Below are 22,858 nucleotides of genomic sequence, written 5' to 3' on the forward strand. Positions count from 1 at the left end.
AATCCTTCTTCCTGAGTAAACTTGAACATAAGCGCGTATCCTTTCTTTTGGGCTTTTCAGCCTTCTTCGCTTAAGGAAAGGGTACGCTGCTTTTTCTTTCCAATCCACACCTTTAGGTTATAACTCCATCCCATTCTAAAAAATTACAAATATATTCGTCGGTCCCATCGTATTTGTATAGTTGAATCAGCCAATCCAATTTATCTTTATCAATTCCCAATTCGATGGCGCGAACAATCATGGCGTCAGAAACTAATCTAACTTTATGTCGATAAACCTGAGTCGTCATGTGATACTTTGCAATGATGTATTGTTCAAGCGTGTAAATTCCGTCACGAGAGACGGCTAAAAATTTTTCATCTATTCCGGTGTATTTTTTAATCGTGTCGATCATTCGTTCAATATCAAAAACGCCGTATTTCACTCCGCAATAGTAACTATCTCGCAATAAATAATCTTGTTTATCGGCATCCAAAGGGCCCGATACAATTCCTTTCAATATTGGATCGCATAAATCTCCTGACAATATACTAATGATTTTCTCACGTTCTCGTTCACTTATAATTTTTGCAAGTTCAGCATTCTTCGAAATAATATCGCGAGTGATTTGTTCGTGAAATTTTTCTTTTTTCCCGATTTTTCGGGGGTCAAAAAATTTTTCTAAGATATTTTCCGAGACATGAGAAAAAGGGCCATGACCAATATCATGCAATAAAGCGGCAATTCGAATTAATTCGATTTCTTCTTCATCTTTTAGAAGATTTTTCGCCATTCTTCCAGCAATGTGTTTAACGCCGAGCGAATGTTCGAAACGGGTATGCATGGCTCCTGGATAGGCCAGAAATGCCATCGCAAGTTGTTTAATCCTTCGAAGGCGTTGAAATACTTTCGTATCGATGATTTGTTGTTCTTTTTCGGTTCGCTCGATAAAGCCATGTATAGGATCGCGGATTTCTCTCATCTCGTAATGACGTTTCATCTGAAAAAGATTGAACATGATTTATTCATCACGTTTTATTTTAGTGCTTTCGAAATAATAATGATACGGTAAGAAAGCATTTTTGAATGATATACGTTACAAAATAACCATAGCGTCGCCGTAGGAATAGAAGCGGAAGCGGTTGGCTATGGCGAATTCATAAGCCTTTCGGCGCAGGTCGTTTCCCAGGAAGGCGGAGACGAGGAGGAGGAGCGTCGTGCGGGGGAGGTGAAAATTGGTGATCATGGCGTTGACGATGTGGAAAGGGCGGCCGGGATAGAGGAAAATGTCGGCGTTTCCCGCTCCGGCGGTGAGTTTTCCCGGAGCGGCGGCGGCGCTTTCGAGGATGCGGACGGCGGTGGTGCCGACGGCGACGACGCGGCGGTTTTGGGCTAAGGCGTTTGCGACGGCGTCCGCCGTTTCTTGGGGCAGAAAGTAGGCTTCGGAGTGCATACGGTGATCTTCGACGCGCTCGCAGCGCATGGGAAGAAAGGTGTCCAGTCCTACGCGAAGAGTGGCCTTATGAATTTGGATGCCTTTTTCTTGCAGAGCGGCGAGGAGTTCCGCAGTGAAGTGGAGTCCCGCCGTGGGGGCGGCGGCGGAGTCAAGGCGTTCGTTCGCTTGGGCGTAAACGGTTTGATAGCGTTCTTTGTCCAGATCGGAGAACTCGCCGTCCTGGCGAGCGATATATGGCGGCAGGGGAATATGGCCGTGGGCGGCGAGGGCGGTTTCCCAATTGCCCTGCCATGAGAACTGGACGATGAATTCGCCGTCGCCGAGGGATTGAATAACATCGGCGTAGAAGGAAACGGAAAAGGCGACGCGGGTTCCGGCTTTGAGGCGGGAGGCGCGGTAAGCGATAATGCGCCAATTCTCGCGATCAATGCGTTCAAGAAGCAGCATCTCTATGGCGGCGCCGCCGGGTACTTTTTTTCCGAATAAGCGGGCGGGGAAGACGCGGGTATTGTTGAGGACGATGACGTCGCCGGGAGACAAATAATCGGGCAATGATCGAAAGCGCGATTCATGTATGCCGCCATCAGCCCGTTTGACGACGAGCAAGCGGGATTCGTCGCGGCGTTCGGCGGGGAATTGGGCGATCAGTTCGGGAGGCAGATGGTAATCGAATTGGTTAAGTTCCATTTGGTTTTTTTAGGATCGATCGTCAAGATTTTCGTTCATTTCCCCCCGCGCGAGCCATATCCTGGAGAGAGGAATTGTTTTCGCAGAATTAAAAAACATAAAGCAACGTCAACGCCATCCTCCGAAAATATTCAATAGAATCGTTAAAAGAATGGAGAGAACGATGCAGGTTACGATAGGAAAATAGAAACGGACGTTTTCGCCTTTGTAATCGATGTCGCCTGGAAGGCGGCCCAGGAAGGGAATATGGGGCGCCAGGAGGAAGACGCATCCGATCAAGATAAATAGTGCGCCGATGACCAGAAAGAGTTTTCCTAAACTGGGAGACATAGGATGTTCTCCAAAATGACGAATCGCGGAATAATACCAAGTATTTTTAAGAATGTGACTTAAAATTCCCTCGCCCTCTGGGAGAGGGCTAGGGTGAGGGGATTATAAGTTTAATAATATCAACCCTCACCTAACCTCTCCCCATCTTGGGAGAGGGATTTAAAACCAACAATCTCAATGCAGGTTGGTATAATTCTATTGATTCTTTTCATCGAATTTGAGATGGTATTCATGCGGAGGCGCATGGTAAGGAAAAATTCCGCGCCTTTCCGGGATGAGAAGATAAATAGCGGCGGCGTTCGCTTCGCTCGGCCTATCCTGCGTTATCTTATGTCATCCTGTTCCGTTCCGAAGGTATAATTATACACGGACGCAAGAGAAGAGGAAATTGCGGCAAGTTGGGAGCTGGAAAATGCCGGTGGAGCTTTGCATCCAGAATCGGAAGGCTGGTTTTCGTCAGGTGGAGCAGCGGCCTCTGCGCCGGAATGAGATTCGGATCAAGACGCAATTGACGGGACTTCGGCATGGGGACGATCTGTTCCTATGGAAAATGGCGGGTTGGAACGATCATTCCGCTCCCGTGGCTCCGTTAACGTGGGGCGTGGGAGAAGTGGTGGAGGTGGGATCGGAAGTGGATCGGTTTGCGGCGGGAGATATGGCGCATGGGCCGATGCCGCACCGGGATTATCACATTTTCCAGCAGGATGAAGCCTATCCCTTGGCGTGGTTGAAAAAGAAATTTTCCGTTTTCGCCGATCCGGGAGCAGCGGCGCTGCGTTGCATTCATGCCAGTGGATTGAAGTATGGAGACCGGATGGCGATTTTCGGGATGGGGGCGGTGGGGCTGATGGCGGCGCAATACGCTCTGGCGAGCGGGGCGGGCGAGGTGATCGCCGTGGATCCGTTGCCTTCGCGCCTCAAAACGGCGCAGAATTTAGGAGCGCATACGACGATTCAAAATTCGTTGGGTGAGGGAGATCGATGGGAAAAGCTGGCCGATCTGGATTCTGTCGTGGAACTATCGGGAACAGACCGGGGATTGAGTCAGTGCATTCAGGCAGCGCGATGCGGGGGAACCGTAACGGCGGGAGGATTGCATTATTCGGCGGAAGCGGTGGAGGAGGCGCGGAGAGAATGTTTGAAAAAAGGAACATGCTTTATAGAAGCCGAGAATTATCCCGTGCGGGCGGATTTGGAGCGCATCGTTCTGAAGAGCTTGGCGGATAAAACTGTGATCGTTTGGCCGATCCTATCGCACGTTTATTCTTTTCAGAATGTTTCACTGGCTTTGCAAAAGATCGAACAAGAGCCGGAGAGCCATATCAAAGTATTATTGGAATACGATTGATAATCCCCCTATATTTACCTCTATTTTCCGCCGCCGATAAAGATAAGGTTCGCCATTTGTAAATCAGGATGACGAATAGAATGGCGCTGACGATTCCTGGCCATATCGCTAGGGGAACGAGAGCGAGATGCAGCCAGACGGCGGCAATAGCGAGCATTGGAAGCCAGCGATTAATTTTCCGCAATTCGGCGAATCCGGCGGCGGCGAGGAGGAAAACGGCGGGAAAAGCCAGGAAAGGCAGCCGGAAGAAATCTACGGCTACCAGCATAGGCAGGGTGGAAAAGAATACGTGCGTTAGACATACGCAAGTTAAACGTTTTGGCGCACTTATAATTCCGACAGCGGCCGGTCCCCATAAGCAGGGAAGCATTTCGCGGTAAATTTGAGAAGATAGAAGAATCGAAAAGCCATGTTGTTGAAAAATGCCCTTTAAATCTTCGCCGGTTAATGACAGCGATTCGGGCGGGGTGTTCATTATGGCGAAAAAATCGGAATGGATTTTAGGCCATAAATCCCAAAAAAAGCCGTAAATTAGAATACCAGGGATTGAGCTGAGAACCACGGGAGCCAGAGATCGCAACGGTTGTTTTCTCACCCACCAAGCGGCGGCGAGTACGGGAACGATGGCGAGAGATTCGGGCCGGTTCAAAGCGCCGAGGGTGACGCCGGCCGTCGTAATGCCGAGATTGGCGGTAATCGCGCCAAAGAAAAAGAGAGATAGACATAAATAGGTCATAGGGTCGGGAAACCAGGCGTGAGCAATGATAAACCGCGCCGCCGGAGCGAAAAAAAACGCCGGCAGAAACGCCGCCGCGATTCCATCCGAAAGCTTAAAAAGTTTCAGAAGAGAAAAAATGAGAAGGCCGCTGGCAAAAAAGGAGACAAACGCCACGGCCCGGAAGCCTGTATCGTAAGCGAAGGGCAGGAAATGTACGATCAACGGCGTGAGGAGGCGGCTGCCGTGAGGCATGGCGTAATATTGATAAGGAGATTTCGCCATTTGCACGTAAATAGTAACGGTGTTATTGCCGCTTAAAGGGTGGAAATAGAATGAGGAGAGCGTTAAGAGAAGAGAGACCGCCGCGCCGAAAAAGAAGCTGGATCGCGAAATATTTTCGATGTTATTCGCAATAGGTTCGGGGGAAGCGTTTAGGAATGGCGGCAGCTTCATCGATCATCCCTCAATGAGCGCGAGTTTGACTAAAAATAAATCAGTGGGAATCAAGGCGTAAAAAGTAATGTAGAAAAAATCCGCTTGCTCCCAAGAGTATAAAAATTGGTCTTCGGCGAAGAAAACAGGATTAGGAATTCCGTTGAAATAATCGTTCTTCGGCATAAATTCAATTCCAGGTTGGCGCAAATTAGCAATTAATTCTTGAATGTTGGAAGATTCTTCTTTTCCAAAACCAAAGATCAACTTGGGACTTCCTTTATAGGTGATATGAGGCAGGATGGCGATTCTTCTTTCCTTATGAGGAGAGGCGATCATTTGTTTGGGTATTTTAAATAAAACGGCTCCATTTTGGTTCAATTGGATGTGAAGTCCCACATTGTTTTGGTTTTTTTCTTTTTGGAACCAATTGATCTTTTCCATTTGGCCGAACATCTGGATGGGAGAGTTTTCTTTTGACGACTCCGCGTAGATTTTTTGCAAAAGATCGGATTCAAGAAGCGCAATTTTGTTCGAATAACATTGAACAACAAATAGGACGAATGCGAATATGGCGGCCAAGGCGAGAAAAAAACCTATGCGTGAACCGGTTTTATAGTAGGTTGAATTAAGTATGAGAGGTTGGGTCCATCGTCCGATGGGCGCGGGGATGGATGTGATGGGAGCGGCGGACGGCGTTTTTTTCTTTGATGGACGCAAGGTTTTATTCGAATTCATTGTTTACGGGCGCAAATCTAGGCTTAATTGTGATCGTTATTGCCCTGCGCGAATCGATGCGCGGCAGTTCGCGTAATTATGGCTTTGGCGCCGCGAAAGTATAAAAAAACGCGGATTCCTCGATCCATTGAATCGCAGGAATTTAAGGATGATGTTGGATAGCGCGGAATTGTCAAGGGCGGGAAGACTTACCCGCGGCCTCCATCCCTACCCTACCCTTTCCATGATGGATAGGGAATTGACAGTCCGTTTAGCGAGTTAGCCTTTCATTTTCAAGACGGCGAGTTCCCAAGGGGGGATTTGCAGGTTGGCGCCGTCTTTTCGGGAATGGAATTGCGTATTTTCGGCGTGGGGAAAGACTTTGTGCAATTGAATCAACCTCTTTTTGTCTCTATCGATCAGTTCGCAGGAAGCGGGATGAGGGCTAAAGTTGGCGAGGATCATAATTCCACTATCGTAAAAATAGACGCCAAGATTTGTAAGACAAGAGATTTCAATATTGTAAGGATTGGGGATTTCATGACGGATTTCCTGTCCTAACATGGCGGACCATTGCGTTTTCGCCGTCCAATCCTGAATCATAAGGGGACGCGGCGGGAGAAATTGCTCTTTATCGGGGGAGAATTCTTCATGAGTGAAGGTTTGCAGGTTGAGTACTAGAATTTTTCCTCCTTCAGCTGGTTGATTTTGGGTGAGAATAGGAATTTCTTGGCCGTGCGCCATGACGGATAAAATAATTTTGGCCTGAGTTGGTAGGGGAAGAGGCCGAAAATTGTTGGGGGGAATAGAAGTTAAATTGACGATTTCCTGGCCGCGGAGGAGGAATTTTTCGGCTTTTACCGTATCCATCGTTAGAGAAGCGAAGGGTGCGAAGCCCGCCGCCTGGTTGAGTTCGGAATCGTGCAGTTTCATTAGAAAATCGGGAGTAACGATGATTGTTGAGCCGTTTTTCAGCCATTGTTTGACGGCGTCGCCGATGGCTGGATCGTCCGCCGCTTGGCATGGCAGAAAGACGCTGGCTGGATTTTGGGGCAATTGAGCGCAAGGCAAAGGCGATAGGCCGAGGGCGGCGGCGTAATCGAAGAGATAAAGGTTAGCGGCGCCGCCGGGACCGCTGCCATCGCTTTGGGGAGGCTTATAGGCGGGCATTCCAAGGGGATGTCGATCCTTAAGGAGTTTGCCGAGGGCATAGACGGCATCGTGCCGGGCGCGGAAATCGCGCAGGCATTCGTGCGACTGGAGGAGGCTTCCCGCCTCGAAGAGAACAATTTCGCGCGCGCCTGCCAGGACGTTTTGATAGGCTTGCATGAGGTAGAGTTCCGGGCTGCAATCCCCGAAATCGTACCAGCCGCCGCCGATTTTATCGCCCGCGATGGATTTCAGCCAACTGTAATTGATATAGCCTTGCGTGGGCATGACGTAACCGTAGCGCTTCGTGTCGGGCCTGCGGGTTTCCGTACCCACCCAGATGCGATCGAATCGCTGCGGGGCGCGCTCCACGTCATAGCCGTAGCAATGGAAGCGGTCGTACCATTGGGGGAATTTGAGGATGACGTGGACGGAAGGATTGGCGGCGCGGGCGGGTTTAAAGACGCACTCGTCAGCGATTTGCATCATCAAATCCAAGCGGTATTGGGGCCAGGAAAGATCGCCTTTGGCTTTGATGGATTCCTCGGTCTCGTCGTCGGTGGCGAAGAAGTCGTCGATCATGATTTCATCGAACATCGCTGCGATTTTTTGAAAATGCGCGGCCAAGTCTTCTTGGGTTTTTGGATTTTGGTAATTCATCCAAATCTCCTTATCATTGGCGGCAACGCCGAAGCCGTTTCCGGCGAGGGTGGCGACGCCGACGGAAACTTGCAAGCTTTGCTGGCGGAAGAAATCTCTAGCCGCCGCCAAATTGTCTAGAGAGGCCGCATAGCCCGTGCGGATCGATTCGAGGTAGACTTTCTCGACGCCCAAATCACGAAAAACGGAGATGGCTTTTTGCCGGTTTTCGGGGGAGGAGAGATAATGATCGACCTGATCGGCGGTTACATAGGTTTGGAATTGGGGGATGGAGTGCGTTTGAGCGATGACGCAAGGCGAGAATGCGGCGAGGACGAAGAAAAAAATCGGAACGATTAGACGCATAGTGGTTCTCCCTGTTTGATAGGAATCGTTAAACCGCCTGGAACAGGAGAATACACAATTTTTAGGGAGAAGGCGACCGGCGCGTTTTGAATTGGGAGAATATGGAGTGAGTAGAAATATAATTACTCTTCAATGGCTTCCACTTCTTCTTGAAAAACAGAAAAATAGATGTGATTTTTTATAAGATCGGCGCTGTTTTTTCATAACGCTGAGAGAAAGCTTATAGGATGAAAACGATCGATCGATTCGATGCGGGCGCTTTGGCGGTTTGGGGGCTGGTTTTGCTGGCGTCGTTTATTTTGCTGGGATATTTGGCCGCGAATCCCCGGAAAATGTTGTGGATCGAGACTGGGCATCCTTCCGCCGCTTACGGCGCCGGAGACGAATGGCTGCGCAAGGGAGAATATGCGAAGGCGATTCGGGAGTATGAGAGGGGGCGGGATTATTTCAAGGAGTTGTACGAGAAGGACCGGCTCGACGGCCATCGCAAGCAGATAGCGTCAGGGATGCTTCGATTGGCGAACGCTTGCTGCGTTAAAAGGGGAACGGAAGCTTTGGCGCAGGCGGTTCGCTATTATGACGAAGCTATCGCTTTGGAGCGGGGAATGAGCGAAGGCCAGCCATATCTGGCGCGGGGAGATGCGCTGTTGCAGCTGGAGCGTTATGAGGAAGCGGCGGCGTCTTACACCGAGGCGATCGAGAGGGGGCGAGGGAAAACATCCTTGAGGGCGATTTATGGTCGGGGAGTGTGTTACGCCGAAATGAATTCACCGGAAAGAGCAGCGGACGATTGGCATTTTTTCTTGCGCTATAGCAATGGAATCGCCAAGAATGAATTGGAAAGAATCGCGGCGCTGCCGGAGAGCGGAAATCCCCATTGGAAAGCGGTTGTAGGCGGAGCGTTGTTGTTGCTGGGAGAAAAAAGTCGGGCGCTCAGTTTACTAGAAGAGTATACGGCGGCGGGGGCGGACGACCGTTTTGGAAAATATTTGTTGGCAGAGGCTTCGGATCGGCCTTTTCCCGAGGATGAGGGAGCGATCGGATTGGAGCAGTGTTTTCCGTCGAAGAATGAGGCGCCGCGGCAGCTGGGATCCGCGTGGTTCGACTTATACGCGGCGCAATCGGGTAAGTTTCTATTGACGGCGGGATTGTCAAGCGCAGCGACGGGTATAGCATTGCCGCAGGCGGCGATTCGGGGAAAGAATGAAAAAATTCTCGTTGTCGAAAGCGCCGAATCGAGAAGCTGCGCATTAACGATCGAATTGGACGAAGGCAAGAATCTCATAGAAATCCGTGCAAATCGGCAGGCGGGGAGCGATGAAGAACCTGCGGTATATTTGCATAGTCTGGAATTGCGGCGGGAGACGGAAATAAATGATGAATGAGGAGTGATGAATGATGAAAAACGTTCGATTCGCGATGGCGGGAATTTTATACTAGAAACCAAACCTCTTTTTAAGCAGCGAATACAAGAAAGAAAAATATTGGCGCAAAAAGATCAAATAGATAATTGGGAGCGCAATAGGCGAGAGTTAAGATTGAGCATCATGGATGAGGGTATCGAAAAGCGATATATTCGCGGTTGAATGAATTCCTTTCTCTTCACCCGTAACGCATCAAGAGGTTTAATCGTTAAAATGAAGATGCGATAACTCCATTCGTTTTTACCCCTAAAAAATAATCGAATCGTTGAGGAAAGGATTATTAAACATGACGGTTTTCGGTTGCAATTCGTCCAATGGAAAAAAGAGCGCAGTTCGTTTTGGCCTTCTTTTTTTGTGCGCAAGCGTTGTATTCGTTTCCTGCGGGAAAAAAGAGGAAAAAAAGCCGGTGGAGAAATTAAACGTCAAGATTTTTCTATCGGGAACGAATTTAAAGGTGAAGGCGTTTGAGCCTATTTTCAAGGAATTCGAGGCGGCTCATGGGGGCGTGGTCGTAAATGCCACTGTGGAAACGGCGGATCCCGGCAAAGTGAAAGACGATCCCGCCCTCTATATCGGCCAGGCGGATGTTATTCTGTTTCCATCGGCGTTCAATGCGGCGTTGCGTTCGCGGCCGGACGCTTATTATCCCATTTCCGCCACCATGACGGTTATGCCTCCATTAATCGATAAGGCGTATATCGCCGCCGATGGGACGTCGAATTGGGCGCTGCCGCTGTTGATCGATCCCGTGGTGATCGCTTTCAAAAAAGCGGCGTCGGAGATCATTGGAGAGAATAAGCCGCCGAGAGATTGGGCCAAAATAAGCATGATCAGCGGCATGAAGCGCAGCGAGGGAACGACGATGCCGCATCTTGTCTTTATTACGGATTCGCCCTATGGATTGACGGACAGCCTGGCGGCTTTTCAAATGGCGGCTGGATTTTATCAGGATCAAGTGCGGGAGATCGCTGTGAATAAAGAAGAATATGAAATGTTTGGCGTGAAAGCTTTTGGGCAAGCGATTTTGAATTTGAAGACGTATTTGAAAGAGTCCGAGGGTCCCGTCGAAGAGATTCCGCAACTTTCCAATGTATCGGAATTCGTACAATCGAAATCTTTAATCGCATTTACGCGCTATTCCAGCGTTATGTCGCTGCCGTCAAACGAACGCGACCAACTCTACCTTCTGCTTCCGCCATGCGATGAGAAAAAAATGACGATTCCCTGCCAAGTTGCGGCGGGCGCTCTTCCCATGGAGGCGTCGAATCCTAAGAGAGGGATGGACTTTTTAAATTTTTTGTTGTCTCATATAGACGTTGTAGCCAAAGCGCAAGGATATTGTACGCTGCATGAAGCGGAAAATGGGAAAGCCGATCTGCGATTCGCGCCGGGAGTTTATTTTGTCGTGAGGGATAATGAAGCGATCATTAACCAAAAAACAGCGATAGACGCTATGAATGGAAGGCTGCCCGTGGAAGAATTTAACGAACGTTGGGCGGAGGGTTTTAATCTTCCAAAAAATAATTGAAAAAAAATGAAAAAAACCTCTTCCCAAAGTGTACATTTTTTGAATTTAGCGTTGACAAGCGTTTTGGACTGTGCTAGATTGCAAGCAAATTCGCTCTATCTAAGTTGAGTTTAATCGGCTGAAATGCGTGATTTCCGAGGGAGCATTATTCCCCAGGATGGAACGATTGGGACAAGAGGCCGAGCTAAACGTAAGAACATTCATGTCAGGCGTTTGCATGTGGAAATCTTCGCTGGCTGAGTGGAAAGGATGTTCCGATAGAAAAAAGACGCTGTAAGGCGAGAGAAAAGCAGTTTGGGTGTAATGTCCTGACTTTACAGGACTTAATATAAATCGAGCCCGAGGGGTTTTATTTGGCATAAGTTATGCTAAATAAAACGGAATGCGTGTCTATTGAATGAAATGCGTGGGAATCGTCAAGGTTCGATATCGCGACTGCAATGAAAGGAAAAGCGAGTTATGGCCAGAATGTCTTGTGAGAAAGCTTCAAGCAGCGTGCCTCAGGAGGGAGAAATGCGTAATCAAGGAGATACAGTGTTTTCACACTTTCGAAAATTAAATCGCGATCATAGAGGAAAAGGAGAGATCATGAAGAGAGTAATCATCGGCAATCTGATGAGAGTTCGATCGATACTGGGACTAATCTTCGCTTTGGCGTTGCTTGCAAGCGGTTCGGCCATGGCCCAGCCTCTTCTCGACGCGTCGGCGATGAAGTTCGTCAACCTCGACGTTTCGTTTTACAACGGTCAAGGTTCGACGGGTTATTCCACCGTCGCGGGCAAAACGGTGCGATACGTCAGCGGTATCTTTTACGCGAAAGATTCCGGAACGCGGATTTACGATCTGACGCGCGATGGCAAGATCGACGTCACCGCCGTGCAGGGTCAGTTCTTGGCCGGCGGCGATAAGCCGATTCTGGCGAACATCGAGAACGGAGATTTGTTGCAATTGTTCGCCGTTGTAACCGGCGTTCCCTCCGCTTCCGTTACGGCGATTCAGAATACCGCAGATGCGGACGCCATCGCGGCGGTGAAAAGCGTCATTAAAGCGACGTTGTGCGTCGATCCCGCTAATTTGAAATCGATTCTGCCGTTATGGGATCAAACCACCGTTCCCTCCAGCCTTTATGCGAACGTCAGCCCCACCAGCGTTACAGGCATCACGGCGGATAACGTATACGGCATTACGGGCTTGAAGGCGAACACGGTTGTATGCTCGTGGAATATTTCCCAACTAGTGATGGCGGCGACCGATCCGGATGCCAGGATGTACGGCAGCGGTCTTACAGCCAACTTGCAAATCGTCGGAAGTTTGATCGCTGACGCTTCCACCGGCGTATCAAACTTGACGGGTTACGAAATCACGAGTTCTTCCGGCAAGATGACAGGGCCGGAAATTTCCACCATCCAAATCGACGACGCCACGGATACCGTCTCTAAACTTCTCGCGAATCCAGCGGCGGTGGATACGCCGGATCATGCGGCTCGGTGGACGGAATTGAATCCCAATCAAAGACTGACGACTGAACTGCCGTTCCAGTTCCGCGCGGGCGATATTGTTACGTTTAAAGCGGTGATTAATCCGAATGCGGATAAAGACGGCGAGCCGGACGCTTATTTTGCGGCTAACAGCGACCCGTTTTATGTTCTCAATTCGTCCAGTCCCAATAAAACGGCCGGCGAGGCGCACGTCAATTTGACGCCGAGCGGTCAGACCGCTTATGTAAAGACGGCTACCGGCGAAGTGACGATCTCAATGACCATTAAGAATCGTTCGATCGTCGATTTCTCCAGCATGTACAATATCTTCTCGTATACCCAACCATCTGGCGCCAACATGATTCTTTATGTTACCGGCCAGATGAAGGACGATTTGGTCACGTTCGGCGAATACGAGAATCTGCTTTTTACGCTGGCCATTTCCGACGATGTCGGCGCAGCGACGAATACGGCGCTGGGCGATGGCTATGGCACGGAAGGAACAGCTTACGTTTATGCGGGCAATCAAGGTACAACGGCAACTTACGCCAATAGCAACGATGCCTTCTTTGCGGATACGACCGGCGTATTGGTTACGGAACTGGCCATGTACGGCGAAGATTCCACCTCACCGCATAACCAGAACTTCGTCAGCAGTCTGCCGCAGAACCATAAGGTCGGTCCTGGGTATACTACCACGTTGAACGAGTGGAACGACGAAGCCTTCCTCGCAATGAAGATCATCGGCGGCAACGAGAACGCCAATACCTTGAGTTGGTTGAATATTCAAGTTCTGACCGATCCCGCAGGAACAAATCCGTGGAGCGAGTGGGCGAACGACGATAGTGTTATTGCTAATAAAGCGTATAACACTACTTATACCGCCGCCGGCGGCAGTAGCGTCGGTAACGCTTCTTCCTTCATCGCCACAGTACCCAACGTTCCGAGCGGAACCATTCCCGGCGCTTCCGTAACCGTGAGATTGTTGGCGGCTGTGAATCCGACCACTCAGTTGAATCCTGGCGCCGGCGTTATTCTCAAGGTTTCAGACGATGCGCGCAACCCGGCATTGGTCTACGAAATCAACGATCAAAAGAAAACGGGGTCTATCGGCTTAAGCGATCTGAAGTCGCCTCTTTCTTCCACCTCCTATATTAACTCCGTATTTAAGTACGCCGCCGTTACCGACTTGTCTTCGTCTTCCTTCAAAGGAAAGTTGGTCGGTCCGGCGACAGTGGCCATCGACGCCGTGGCGCCCGAAATCCAGGCGGTTACTTTTGTTGTCAGCGCGTTGCCGGATGGTTACTTTGACGGTTCAACCAGCACGTCGGATGCGTTCAAGAATTTGGCGTATCAAACCGAGATTCTTAGTACGACAATGAATAAGTTTGTGGTAAATTCGTTTAGCAGCAGCGTCCTGCGAAGCGCGATTGCCGCAAATCCCAATATCATTTGGGTAACGCGCGGTACTGCCGCGATTCCTGATACGGCCTATGCGGGCTTCCCCGCTTCTGCAACGACGACGGGTTATCAGAACGGCAGCAAGGTTCGCGTCATTGTTCAGTTCAATACGACTACGGCTTCGACGACGGATATAGATTCAAAGATGCCGCCCAGCTATACGGCCAGCAATTACGTGAAAGATAACTTCAAATTCTCATTGGCTAATCCGTTTATTGGCTTTGTTACGGCTTCCAATAACCGAATGGATGTTAGAAATTATCAGAATATCGGTTCCAGCACGACATGGAGCTTTGTAAGTGGTTCCTTGGGAACTGGACAGGTGGCTTATGCTACGTTTGACAGTTTGATAGGCGTTCCTAGATCAACAACCCAGGCGTTAACCGCTGATTTTAGATTGGTTGATCTTAGCATCGATAATGCCAGTATGGTTGTCGACTTGCAAGATAGCGTTTACAACCAATATCTTAATAGCGGTAAACCTGGACAATACAGTAATACCATTATTCTTGATGTTAGCCGTCCGCAGATTGCTTTCAATTATACACCAGATACGTGGAATCGATTGATTGTTCCCAATTACAGCGGCGGTAAACAAATTTCTAATTGCGTCGTCATCGTTACCGATACGAATAACACGAGTTTGGCGAATTTGACGATTCGAGAAGCTTCTAATTCTACCGCTACAACGGTTAAATACAATCCGTTTCTCCACCCCGTAACGACGTTGGCTTTGGAAGGAAATTCCAATAAGGGATTTAACGGTTCTTCCTTCTACTTCTACCAATTCCTTAATTCCACCGCGAAACTAGCTGGAGACGCCGATGCTATCGATCCTTCAACTTTAGCTGCGGGGAATATCAATGGTTCTACGCCATCAGTCAAAGCGGGATACATGTTAATTATTTCCGCTACGTTCTCTGAGCCATCGAGTTTGCCCAATCCTGAATTTGCGCCTTTTGAGCAATATGTCCTAAGTAATGATGTTGCTTTCCCGTATCTTCTGGATGCTACGGCTACGGTATCTACTTACTCGATTGGTACGATGGTTTCAGGCGCTACGAACTACGGAGGATTCTTTAAAACTATTAGCGCCGATTTTTCCGACTTTGTAATTGGCGCGAAAGATGTTATTCCCGATGCAACTGCATTATTAGGTTACTCTCAGGCAGGGAGAGTCGTGGGTAACGCTACTGCGAACGACATTATCCAAGCTACATGGTATTACCTAATCAATAAGACATCGTCGCTCAATACAAATATGACGGCAACAGAAGTACGTCAAGTTACCTTTGCAGCAAGAGATTTGTCTGGAAATGTTACAAAACGAGTAATACCTGTAGCATACGGCGACTTCAATCAGCCGAAGGTCGCCATTTACGACTATAAGATTACGAATAAGTTAAATACGGCGGCATTGACGCTGCAAGGATCCACGGCGTGGGATACCGTACCTACAACCTATGCTAATACGGCGATTAATTCCGCTACCATCATTTCCGATTCGACGATTACGCTTGTCGTGAAAATCGGTAATGGTACGACGGGCGGCGGGCCATTTAAGACTTCCGGCGATTACATCTCTGGTGATTTCTCCGGTTTGGGCGCGCCGACGTTAGTTGGTCCATCCTCCATATCGATGGTTTCCAGCAATTTAGGAGTACCGACGACCTATACAAGCAGTTCAACCATCAGAACCGATGCCACAGCGGGCTCAATTATTTACGCTACCTTCGAAATTCCGAAAACTAGCTTGACGAACGTTGCGGCGAAAGATACGAACGGCGCTAAGAGCGCTCAGGCTGTTGTAACTGTAATTGGCAGCAGCTTAGCGGAGCATACGGCCAGCACGGTGAAGGTTGACGTTGATGGCACGGCTCCATCGGGACAGACGACGTATGCTATTACAGAAACTTCGTCTCCTGCTGGTTCGCTGGATAGTCTTATCGATCCATTCTTACGGGCAGGCTCCGTTTATACCGTTACCGCTGAATTTACGCGCGATAACAACGATACGGAAGTCAATACTTCCTATACGGCCAATCTGAGTAACTTTACGACTGGCTTGACCGCGGCTTCGCCAACGGCGGTGTATATGGGACCCAAAACTACAGGCCTTCCCCTTGTAGCGGCTAATAGAGTCGTCGCCGTATGGAACAATACTGTTTCCTCTGACGCTGTCGGAGGTAATGTTACGTTTAGCGCAACGGATGCTTCGAAGCTGACGGGTTCGTCTTCTTCAAGCAATTCGATGTTCATTACTCAAGGCGCGGTGAGCATTACGAATATCGCTATCGATGCTAATCGCGTTATCAACTATGCAACCGATACGAAAGGCATAGTAGGCAAATACGAAGCGGATGGCACCGGTACCTGGATCGCCGTTCTTAATGTCGGCGGCAGCACGGATCGTTCGGATGACCGTCTAGGCGCCATTGCTAAGGATATTTCTCTGGTTACCACCTCGGTTAAGAAAGGCGACAAGCTGCGCATCTTAACAACGGTATCGTTGTCAGACGCCGCCTTCACCAATATTAAACAAGCCCAAGCTGACTTTACAGCGTTTGGCGCTGGTGTTCTGACATTAACTCCTGCAGCCAATCCGACGCAGATCGTTCCTGCGGGCGTTGGTATTGTGAGAGTTACCTTCGAAGCGACGGTAGGCGACGCTCCTATCGCCGATGCGCGCTTGGCGGGAGTTACGATTACCGTCACCGATCCTACGGACAAGACGGATACGAAGGTTGCGCCGGGGATTCACGTCGATCAAGTGGCTCCTTCTGTTGACTCTATCTCCGTCAATTATTACCAGAATGGCGTATTGGAAACGGATGGCGAGATCGATCCCGCTCCAAGTGGAACAATCAACAAAGCGACGGCTACGATTATTGTCGTTGCCACCTATCCTGATTCCTCCGATACGGCTGGCTATCCCGGCAGTTTGATCGGCGCGTTAATGCGTGAGCAACAGAAATACGGAACCGATGTTCTTCAGACAGCAGCCGATGGCGTCGCCTGCACTCTGATGAGAAGCGTCATGAAAATTGATGCGAGACAGTTTGCTCCATCTAACCTGGCCACCTTCCAGGCGAATGGGACGAATCAAGAAGTTGTTCCGACATTCTGGAAATTGGAAGGCGCTGGCCCAACAGCTTATGCCACCGGCTCCTTCTCCAGCATCGTAGCAAGTACAAATACGACATTGACGGCGTACTTCGGCTTCAATCCAGTCGCCGGCGAACTTGGTCAGCAACAAAAACAACCTGGTTTGCAGATCAGTTCCTCGGCTAATGTCGAAAGCGCCTCGTTCCTAGTTTATGCCTTCGATCAACTGGGCAATTATCAGACGCAAAAATCTTCTACATCGATGCAACTCGATGCAAACGCGCCTTCAATTGCAATTCCGTACGTGGATGTTTTGAAGGAAGGCCAAGTCGATGGCGTCAATTATACCAGCGCCGTGTATAACGCCGCTGGGCAGATCGTTCGTCCTACGCGCGTGAAAAACGGTACGAAAGTAACGGCGAAAATCGAAGTAGCCGATACGCCGAAGAGCAGCGATCAAATTTTCACCACGATTCAATCGCTTTATTCCGGCTTCGCGAAAGGCTTTAACGCTTCGTCGCTGGATAGCGTCTCAGTATCCAATGGAGTTTTGGATTTGTCTTCTTACGCTTCCAACAATTTCCACCTCAAGACGTCGGGCGCTGCCGGTACAACGACATTGCTTGTAACCTTCACTGTGGGATCGAATGGCACGACTCCTGCATCGACCTTTACCATGTCGCCTGCGGCGAATGGCGATCCTGTAAATATTGCGAATTACTATAATGGTACAACGGCGGCTGGCATCACCGTTTATGCGACGGATACGAACTATTCCGCCACCGCCCTCAATCAGAACTACAATGCCGGCGTAGCTAGCGGCGTTGGCGTGAACCAATTCCCGATCGAAATCGATACGGAAGGTCCGAGAGTATTGCAACAAGCGATTATCGTCGTCAACAATGAAGTGGAAGTTAACGCCATTGACGCTTCAAGCGTATCTACCTATAACAAGCTTCAGACTGGCGCGAATTACATTGAGAATGTTCCCGCCGGAAAGTATATTGTTTGGGCTGCTACGATGGTCGTTGATGGATCCTCTGCGGGAGATTTCGTAGGTCCGATATTGAGTTGGCGCGAGAAATTGCAGCCCGAAACAGGAGTAAAACGTCTTGAGGACGGTGGAATCTCTGGAAAGAAGTTACTCGTTGAATCCGTTACGAGATCGATCTATCTGGTTACGGACGTTGTGCAAGTCGTAAGCAATCCGCTTTCTAAATTGCCTGTGAAAGTCGGCATTTCCGCTACAGACATATTTGGCAATGCTCTTGTAGGCGAAAATGAAACCATTCAGCTCGCGATCAATGCTAAAGGTCCTAGCGTTACTGAAATGAGCCTCGTTATTGACGGCGTCAATGAAAGTATGGGACCCGCTTACCTTGGCATCGGTCAGAACAGCATAGACGGCGCTTCCGCTTCCTTCGAATTGAAACCGGGTAATAGAATCGTCATTGACGCGACGATTACTCCTTACTCCGGAGAGATTCCACGAGAAATTTATGCTGACCTGAGCGCTTTGTATCCTTCTCAAATAGCGGCTTCCTTCAACAGCATTGTTCCGACTAAGGTGGAATTGACGGGTGAAGGTCTAGTCGTGGCTCAGTGGGATAAAATCTTCTACTTTACCGACGCGTTTAATACGTTTCCCGTTATAACCGACTCGGAAAAGCTCGGTTTATTGAACGGCGTACCCGCCAGCGCTACCCTTGCGACGGCTACAGGCTTGTTTACCTACAATTTGGTTAATTCAGGCGATGTTGCCAACGGCAAGGTTACCAATGCTTCGTTGGCGGAAATCGTAGGATTGCCTTACATTGCCGTCCAATCGAGCGCCTCGCCTTCAAAACAAGCGTTTATTTCTATCAGAGTATTCGACAATCGTTCTGGATTTGACGAGGTTATTACGAAGTCTGCGACCTTCGCCGTAGACTCAAAAAGGCCAACGGCGAGAACCTCGTATATCGTAACAAAGCGGACCTTAGACGATTCTCATCCGAATATTACGAGATTTTCAGCTAGCAATCAGCCTTTACGTGTAGGATTCCCCTTTGCTCCGAACCTTTCTACGGATCTTGCGACGGTGCCAAACCGCGTCCGCAGCGGCGATACGGTCGATTTCAACATTATCTTTACAAATCCACGTATAGATGGATTTGGCGACGACCGGTTTGTCAATATTACGGATAATTACGGTCGATTGATTACCTTGAATACCGACGATGTTGCGACTGCAGAAGCGAACTTGTTGAAGAGCGTTACCGCCGATTTGTCCCCATTCAATTCTACAGGCAGCAATTCCACCCTGTTGAGCGCTCAATACGTCGATTATGTAAGCGGCGTAAATCAATCTACTGTAATATCCGCAACGTACCAGATTGTAATTTCAGATCAAGTTGGTTTGACGGCGACTACATCGAAGGTGATTCGTTTAGTTACAGGGACAATTATGGATGATGCCGGAAATATTCCCGTCAGTTCGAAATGGGATACGGCTACTACCTTGTATCAAGGCGGAAAGAATCCATCGAACGACAACAAACTTGGCGTCGACAATAATCCTCCGAATTTGAGCACCTTATCCGTATCCTTGAATTCGGGCGTAGCTCGTAATTCCAGCGGCGAACAGATCGCGATTGGAGGCATCTTATCCGCCAATTCCGTGGTTGAGCCAAATGCGTCGTTAAAGGTAGCCGTCAGCATGACGGAATCAGTAGACAGCCCATTGGATATCTTCAATAACCAAAACTTCGGCGATATCACAATAAAGGCGGATGGATATACTATCCCGACATCGGAAAGAATTATAAAGAATATCCAATCCTCAGGATCGTACATCTCTGGAAACTTTGTCGTAACGATTCCTGCTCAGGAAGACGGCACTACGATTAGCGCCTTCTCGTTCCTCGTTAGCGCTACGGATAGTCTTGGAAATACGAGTTCGCAACCGTCCAGCGCACTTTATTTGGACGCGTCGCCTGTACTTACCTTAAAGCGTAACAATATCGCTTTGACAACAAATCAATTTACTGTCAATGCCGACAGTACGATAACCGTTGAAGCGGATGGTTTTGACGCTGGCGGTATTCAAAAACTGGAATGGATCATCAATCCTGATCCGGCTGTAGGTTATGCCGCGCAAACGGATGGTCTCGGTTTCGTGAAGACGGCCGAAGATCCAACTCAGACTTTGGATCTGTCGCTCTCCGTTACGCCGGCGTTTAATACCGATCCAAGCGCTACGAATGTTATGATGGCGACAGCATACGCCACGGATATAAGCAATCAAATTGTCAACAGCAGCATGATTACCGTTAACTTCAATCAGCCAGCCATCTTTGATGAAATCTTCCCCGCTACGGAAACGATCGCTTATGTTTCCGATGTCATCAGTGCGACGATTGAAGCGCAAACGCTGGGTTGGAATACGACAGCTGGCGCTGATATTCGCGAAGTAACCATTGAAGAAGGTTCGTCTTTGGCTGTGGTAGTAAGCGCTTCCGATGCGAATCGCAGCGGCAATTTGACCGTAACGGCTTCGATCAGCACGAATCTTACGGCCGACAGTTATATCGCCAAGTTCGATAGTATGGTAGTCGACAGCCAGGCTTCGTTGATCTTTGCCGACGGCATAGGCCAATCGGTGTTCACCTTCGTACCGAAATTCACGGCGATTACTGGTTCTGTCGCATCTGCCACCTTCGATCTCGTTCTAGTAGCTAGCGATGGCAGCGATAGTGATAGTAATGCTATTGCTTCCGACAATGCGACCTTGCGCGTCAATATTCTTCCCAAGAAAGCGATTCCTGAGTTGTCGGTTGTATCTATCACCTCCGGCGACGCGGCGCAATCGGCTACCCTGAAGGATAGCGTTTCGGTTGATGAGAATAAGAAACTAGTCATAGTGTTGCAAGCGACTGATCCGGGTAATGATCCATTGACCTTCGCCTACAATACCGCTCCTACTCCGCTATCTACATTCGAGAAAGTGGAAGAGGGCGCAGGTACATTGAAAGTAACCTTGTCTTATACCCCGACTTATGAAGAATCCGATCTGCCGGCCGTCAATAAGACAGGCGATCCGTTCACGCTTAACTTCTCCTTTACGAATGGAGTCGAGATTGTTTCCAGTTCGAAAGAGATTGATATCGTGAATGTAAGTCAGGCGCCTGTCATTTCAGCCACGGTGAAAGTTGCGGATGGCGAAGCAGCCGTAATCAAGAGCGGCGAATCAGTGAATGCAGAAGCAGGTCAGATTGTACTCTTCAACTTTACCGTTACCGATCCGGATGGCGATGCGATATTCGTCAACCAAAGCGTTAAAATCGGTGATACGCCTATCGATCAGAAGTACATTAAATTCTCGCAATTCGGCACCACTACAATTACTGCGGTTTTGGAAATTACGGTTCCAACCGATGTTACCGAGAATTTGCTTGTACAATTCTCCGCCAACGATTTGAAGGCGACGCAATCGACGGTGTTATTCACCATCAAGACAACGGCGCCTACTCCAACAGCAGCTATCGATGAAGTCGTCGTAGCACAAGGCTTAGGCGGAAGCACGTTAGTAACAATACGTAATTTCGATCCTAATTCTACAACTCCTGTTGGAAACATCATTCGTTCCATTAAGGGTATACCCAATGAAGGCGTAATCGGCGGCGGCCAGACTCGTGGCGCCTACGTAACATTGGGCGATGTTGACGGCGATGGAAAGGTCGATATCGTTTCGACTCATACGGCCATTACCGCTAATGCTAAATTCCCGAACAACTTTATGGTGCGCGATGCAGCCACAAGGTTGCCTGTCGCTCACCCGAAGGATGCGTTCCCGACAGGTACGATAGGAGTTCTTCCGAAACCCGTCGAATACATGCTTGGCGATATGCCCGCCGCCGTTGGCGATTTCATCGGCGCTGGAACTAAGCAGATTGCCATCGCTCAAGGTTTGTACGGCAATGGCCTAATCCGGTTATTTATGTACACGGGTAAACCCGCTCCTAATGGATGGGTTATTGTTGGACAGTTCTCTGGCTTGGCTGGCAATGCCTCGACGAAGAACGCGAGCGATTCGGTTACCTTGGCCGCAGGCGATGTGGATAACGATGGAGTCGACGAATTGCTCGTTGGACAAGGCAATAGCTCGACCTCGCAGACGTTGTTCCATCTCTTGGATATTCAGCAGACGGGCGGAGTCTCAGGCTCGGTTGCCGATGTAGCCAAACGTACTCCGTGGTCTGGATTTGGTCCCAAGTTTGCAGGCAATGGTGGAGCTTCCTACGCCATAGCCGATATCAATGGCGATGGTACGAAGGAAATCGTTGCCGCCAGTCTCGGCGACAATACGGGCAGCGTGACTTCGGCGAAAGGCAGCGTTATTTCAAGCTTCGTGAATGTTATCTTCCCGACAATTGAGAAGGTTGACGGCGTAAATACCGTTACTGGATTTACTTACGCCACACAAGGTACGCAAACCGTCTTCGGAACCGATGTCAATCCATCCGGCGCCTTGAGCATAGCGGCAGGCGAGATTGACGGCGTTGCGGCGAATGGAGCCGAGTTGATTATCGGTACTGGTTCGCTCTATGCCGTTTCCGGCGAGAATACGGTCGATCTGAAGATTGGAAATATTGTAGACATTGGTTCGTTTACGATCACTACAGTCAGCCCCGCTCCTGCTTCTAAGTTCAAGATCGTGAAGCCGCAATTTAGCGGTACGACGCTTAGTTCCTACAGCGGCGTTAAGATCAACAGCGTGGATTATGGCCGGTTTGCAGGCGTTAGCGCATTCGTTGGCGTAACTAATCCGACGAGCGGCGCTGTGTATGTTGGCGCGGCCAATACTGACACTCCGTAAGACTGCTAGATTGAATCTAGTATAATGAAAACTGGGCGGGGAACTCGCAAGGGAACCCCGCCCAGACTTTTTAAAAGCGAGCGATGGTGGCTTTATTATGAAAATCTATCGAATTATAATTCTCTATTTGCTGTTTTTAACTCTTGCCTCTTGTCAAGAGTTCGGTAAATCCAGTTCCCTAGTA

General features: G+C 49.2%; 11 protein-coding genes. 5 read left to right on the plus strand and 6 right to left on the minus strand.

Annotated elements, in window-relative coordinates:
- Nucleotides 1–112: 112 nt before the first annotated feature.
- The 3 genes from AB1656_02635 to AB1656_02645 form a co-directional block, all read right to left on the minus strand.
- Nucleotides 113–997: an HD domain-containing protein gene (locus AB1656_02635; GenBank protein ID MEW6234260.1), complete on the minus strand. Its 885-nt coding sequence runs from the start codon at nucleotides 995–997 to the stop codon at nucleotides 113–115.
- Nucleotides 998–1,075: 78 nt separating this feature from the next.
- On the minus strand, nucleotides 1,076–2,122 hold the full coding sequence (gene queA, locus AB1656_02640) for a tRNA preQ1(34) S-adenosylmethionine ribosyltransferase-isomerase QueA (GenBank protein MEW6234261.1): 1,047 nt from the start codon (nucleotides 2,120–2,122) through the stop codon (nucleotides 1,076–1,078).
- A 108-nt stretch (nucleotides 2,123–2,230) separates the two neighbouring features.
- Nucleotides 2,231–2,452, minus strand: coding sequence for a DUF2905 domain-containing protein (locus AB1656_02645; protein ID MEW6234262.1), 222 nt, complete (start codon nucleotides 2,450–2,452; stop codon nucleotides 2,231–2,233).
- 412 nt (nucleotides 2,453–2,864) lie between these two features.
- On the opposite strand from AB1656_02645, the gene AB1656_02650 reads away from it, so the two are divergent.
- On the plus strand, nucleotides 2,865–3,800 hold the full coding sequence (locus AB1656_02650) for a zinc-binding dehydrogenase (GenBank protein ID MEW6234263.1): 936 nt from the start codon (nucleotides 2,865–2,867) through the stop codon (nucleotides 3,798–3,800).
- Here AB1656_02650 and AB1656_02655 read toward each other — a convergent pair.
- The 3 genes from AB1656_02655 to AB1656_02665 form a co-directional block, all read right to left on the minus strand.
- Entirely contained in the window at nucleotides 3,775–4,971 is a 1,197-nt protein-coding gene (locus AB1656_02655) for a hypothetical protein (protein MEW6234264.1), read from the minus strand. The two genes, AB1656_02650 and AB1656_02655, sit on opposite strands and share 26 nt — an antisense overlap.
- A 3-nt stretch (nucleotides 4,972–4,974) precedes the next feature.
- A complete protein-coding gene (locus AB1656_02660; protein ID MEW6234265.1) occupies nucleotides 4,975–5,688 on the minus strand; it encodes a hypothetical protein in 714 nt (237 codons plus the stop codon).
- Nucleotides 5,689–5,946: 258 nt separating this feature from the next.
- Entirely contained in the window at nucleotides 5,947–7,821 is a 1,875-nt protein-coding gene (locus AB1656_02665) for a hypothetical protein (GenBank protein MEW6234266.1), read from the minus strand.
- 227 nt (nucleotides 7,822–8,048) lie between these two features.
- Between AB1656_02665 and AB1656_02670 the strand changes: the two genes are divergently transcribed.
- The 4 genes from AB1656_02670 (at nucleotide 8,049) to AB1656_02685 (ending at nucleotide 22,674) form a co-directional block, all read left to right on the plus strand.
- Entirely contained in the window at nucleotides 8,049–9,206 is a 1,158-nt protein-coding gene (locus AB1656_02670) for a hypothetical protein (GenBank protein ID MEW6234267.1), read from the plus strand.
- Nucleotides 9,207–9,212: 6 nt separating this feature from the next.
- A complete protein-coding gene (locus tag AB1656_02675) occupies nucleotides 9,213–9,407 on the plus strand; it encodes a hypothetical protein (GenBank protein MEW6234268.1) in 195 nt (64 codons plus the stop codon).
- Nucleotides 9,408–9,531: 124 nt separating this feature from the next.
- Nucleotides 9,532–10,773: a hypothetical protein gene (locus AB1656_02680; GenBank protein ID MEW6234269.1), complete on the plus strand. Its 1,242-nt coding sequence runs from the start codon at nucleotides 9,532–9,534 to the stop codon at nucleotides 10,771–10,773.
- 513 nt (nucleotides 10,774–11,286) lie between these two features.
- Nucleotides 11,287–22,674 carry a hypothetical protein gene (locus tag AB1656_02685; protein ID MEW6234270.1) on the plus strand — a complete coding sequence of 3,796 codons (11,388 nt, stop codon included), beginning with the start codon at nucleotides 11,287–11,289 and terminating at the stop codon, nucleotides 22,672–22,674.
- Nucleotides 22,675–22,858: the final 184 nt, after the last annotated feature.

The sequence above is a fragment of the Candidatus Omnitrophota bacterium genome (assembly GCA_040755155.1).
Taxonomy (GTDB): domain Bacteria; phylum Hinthialibacterota; class Hinthialibacteria; order Hinthialibacterales; family Hinthialibacteraceae; genus JBFMBP01.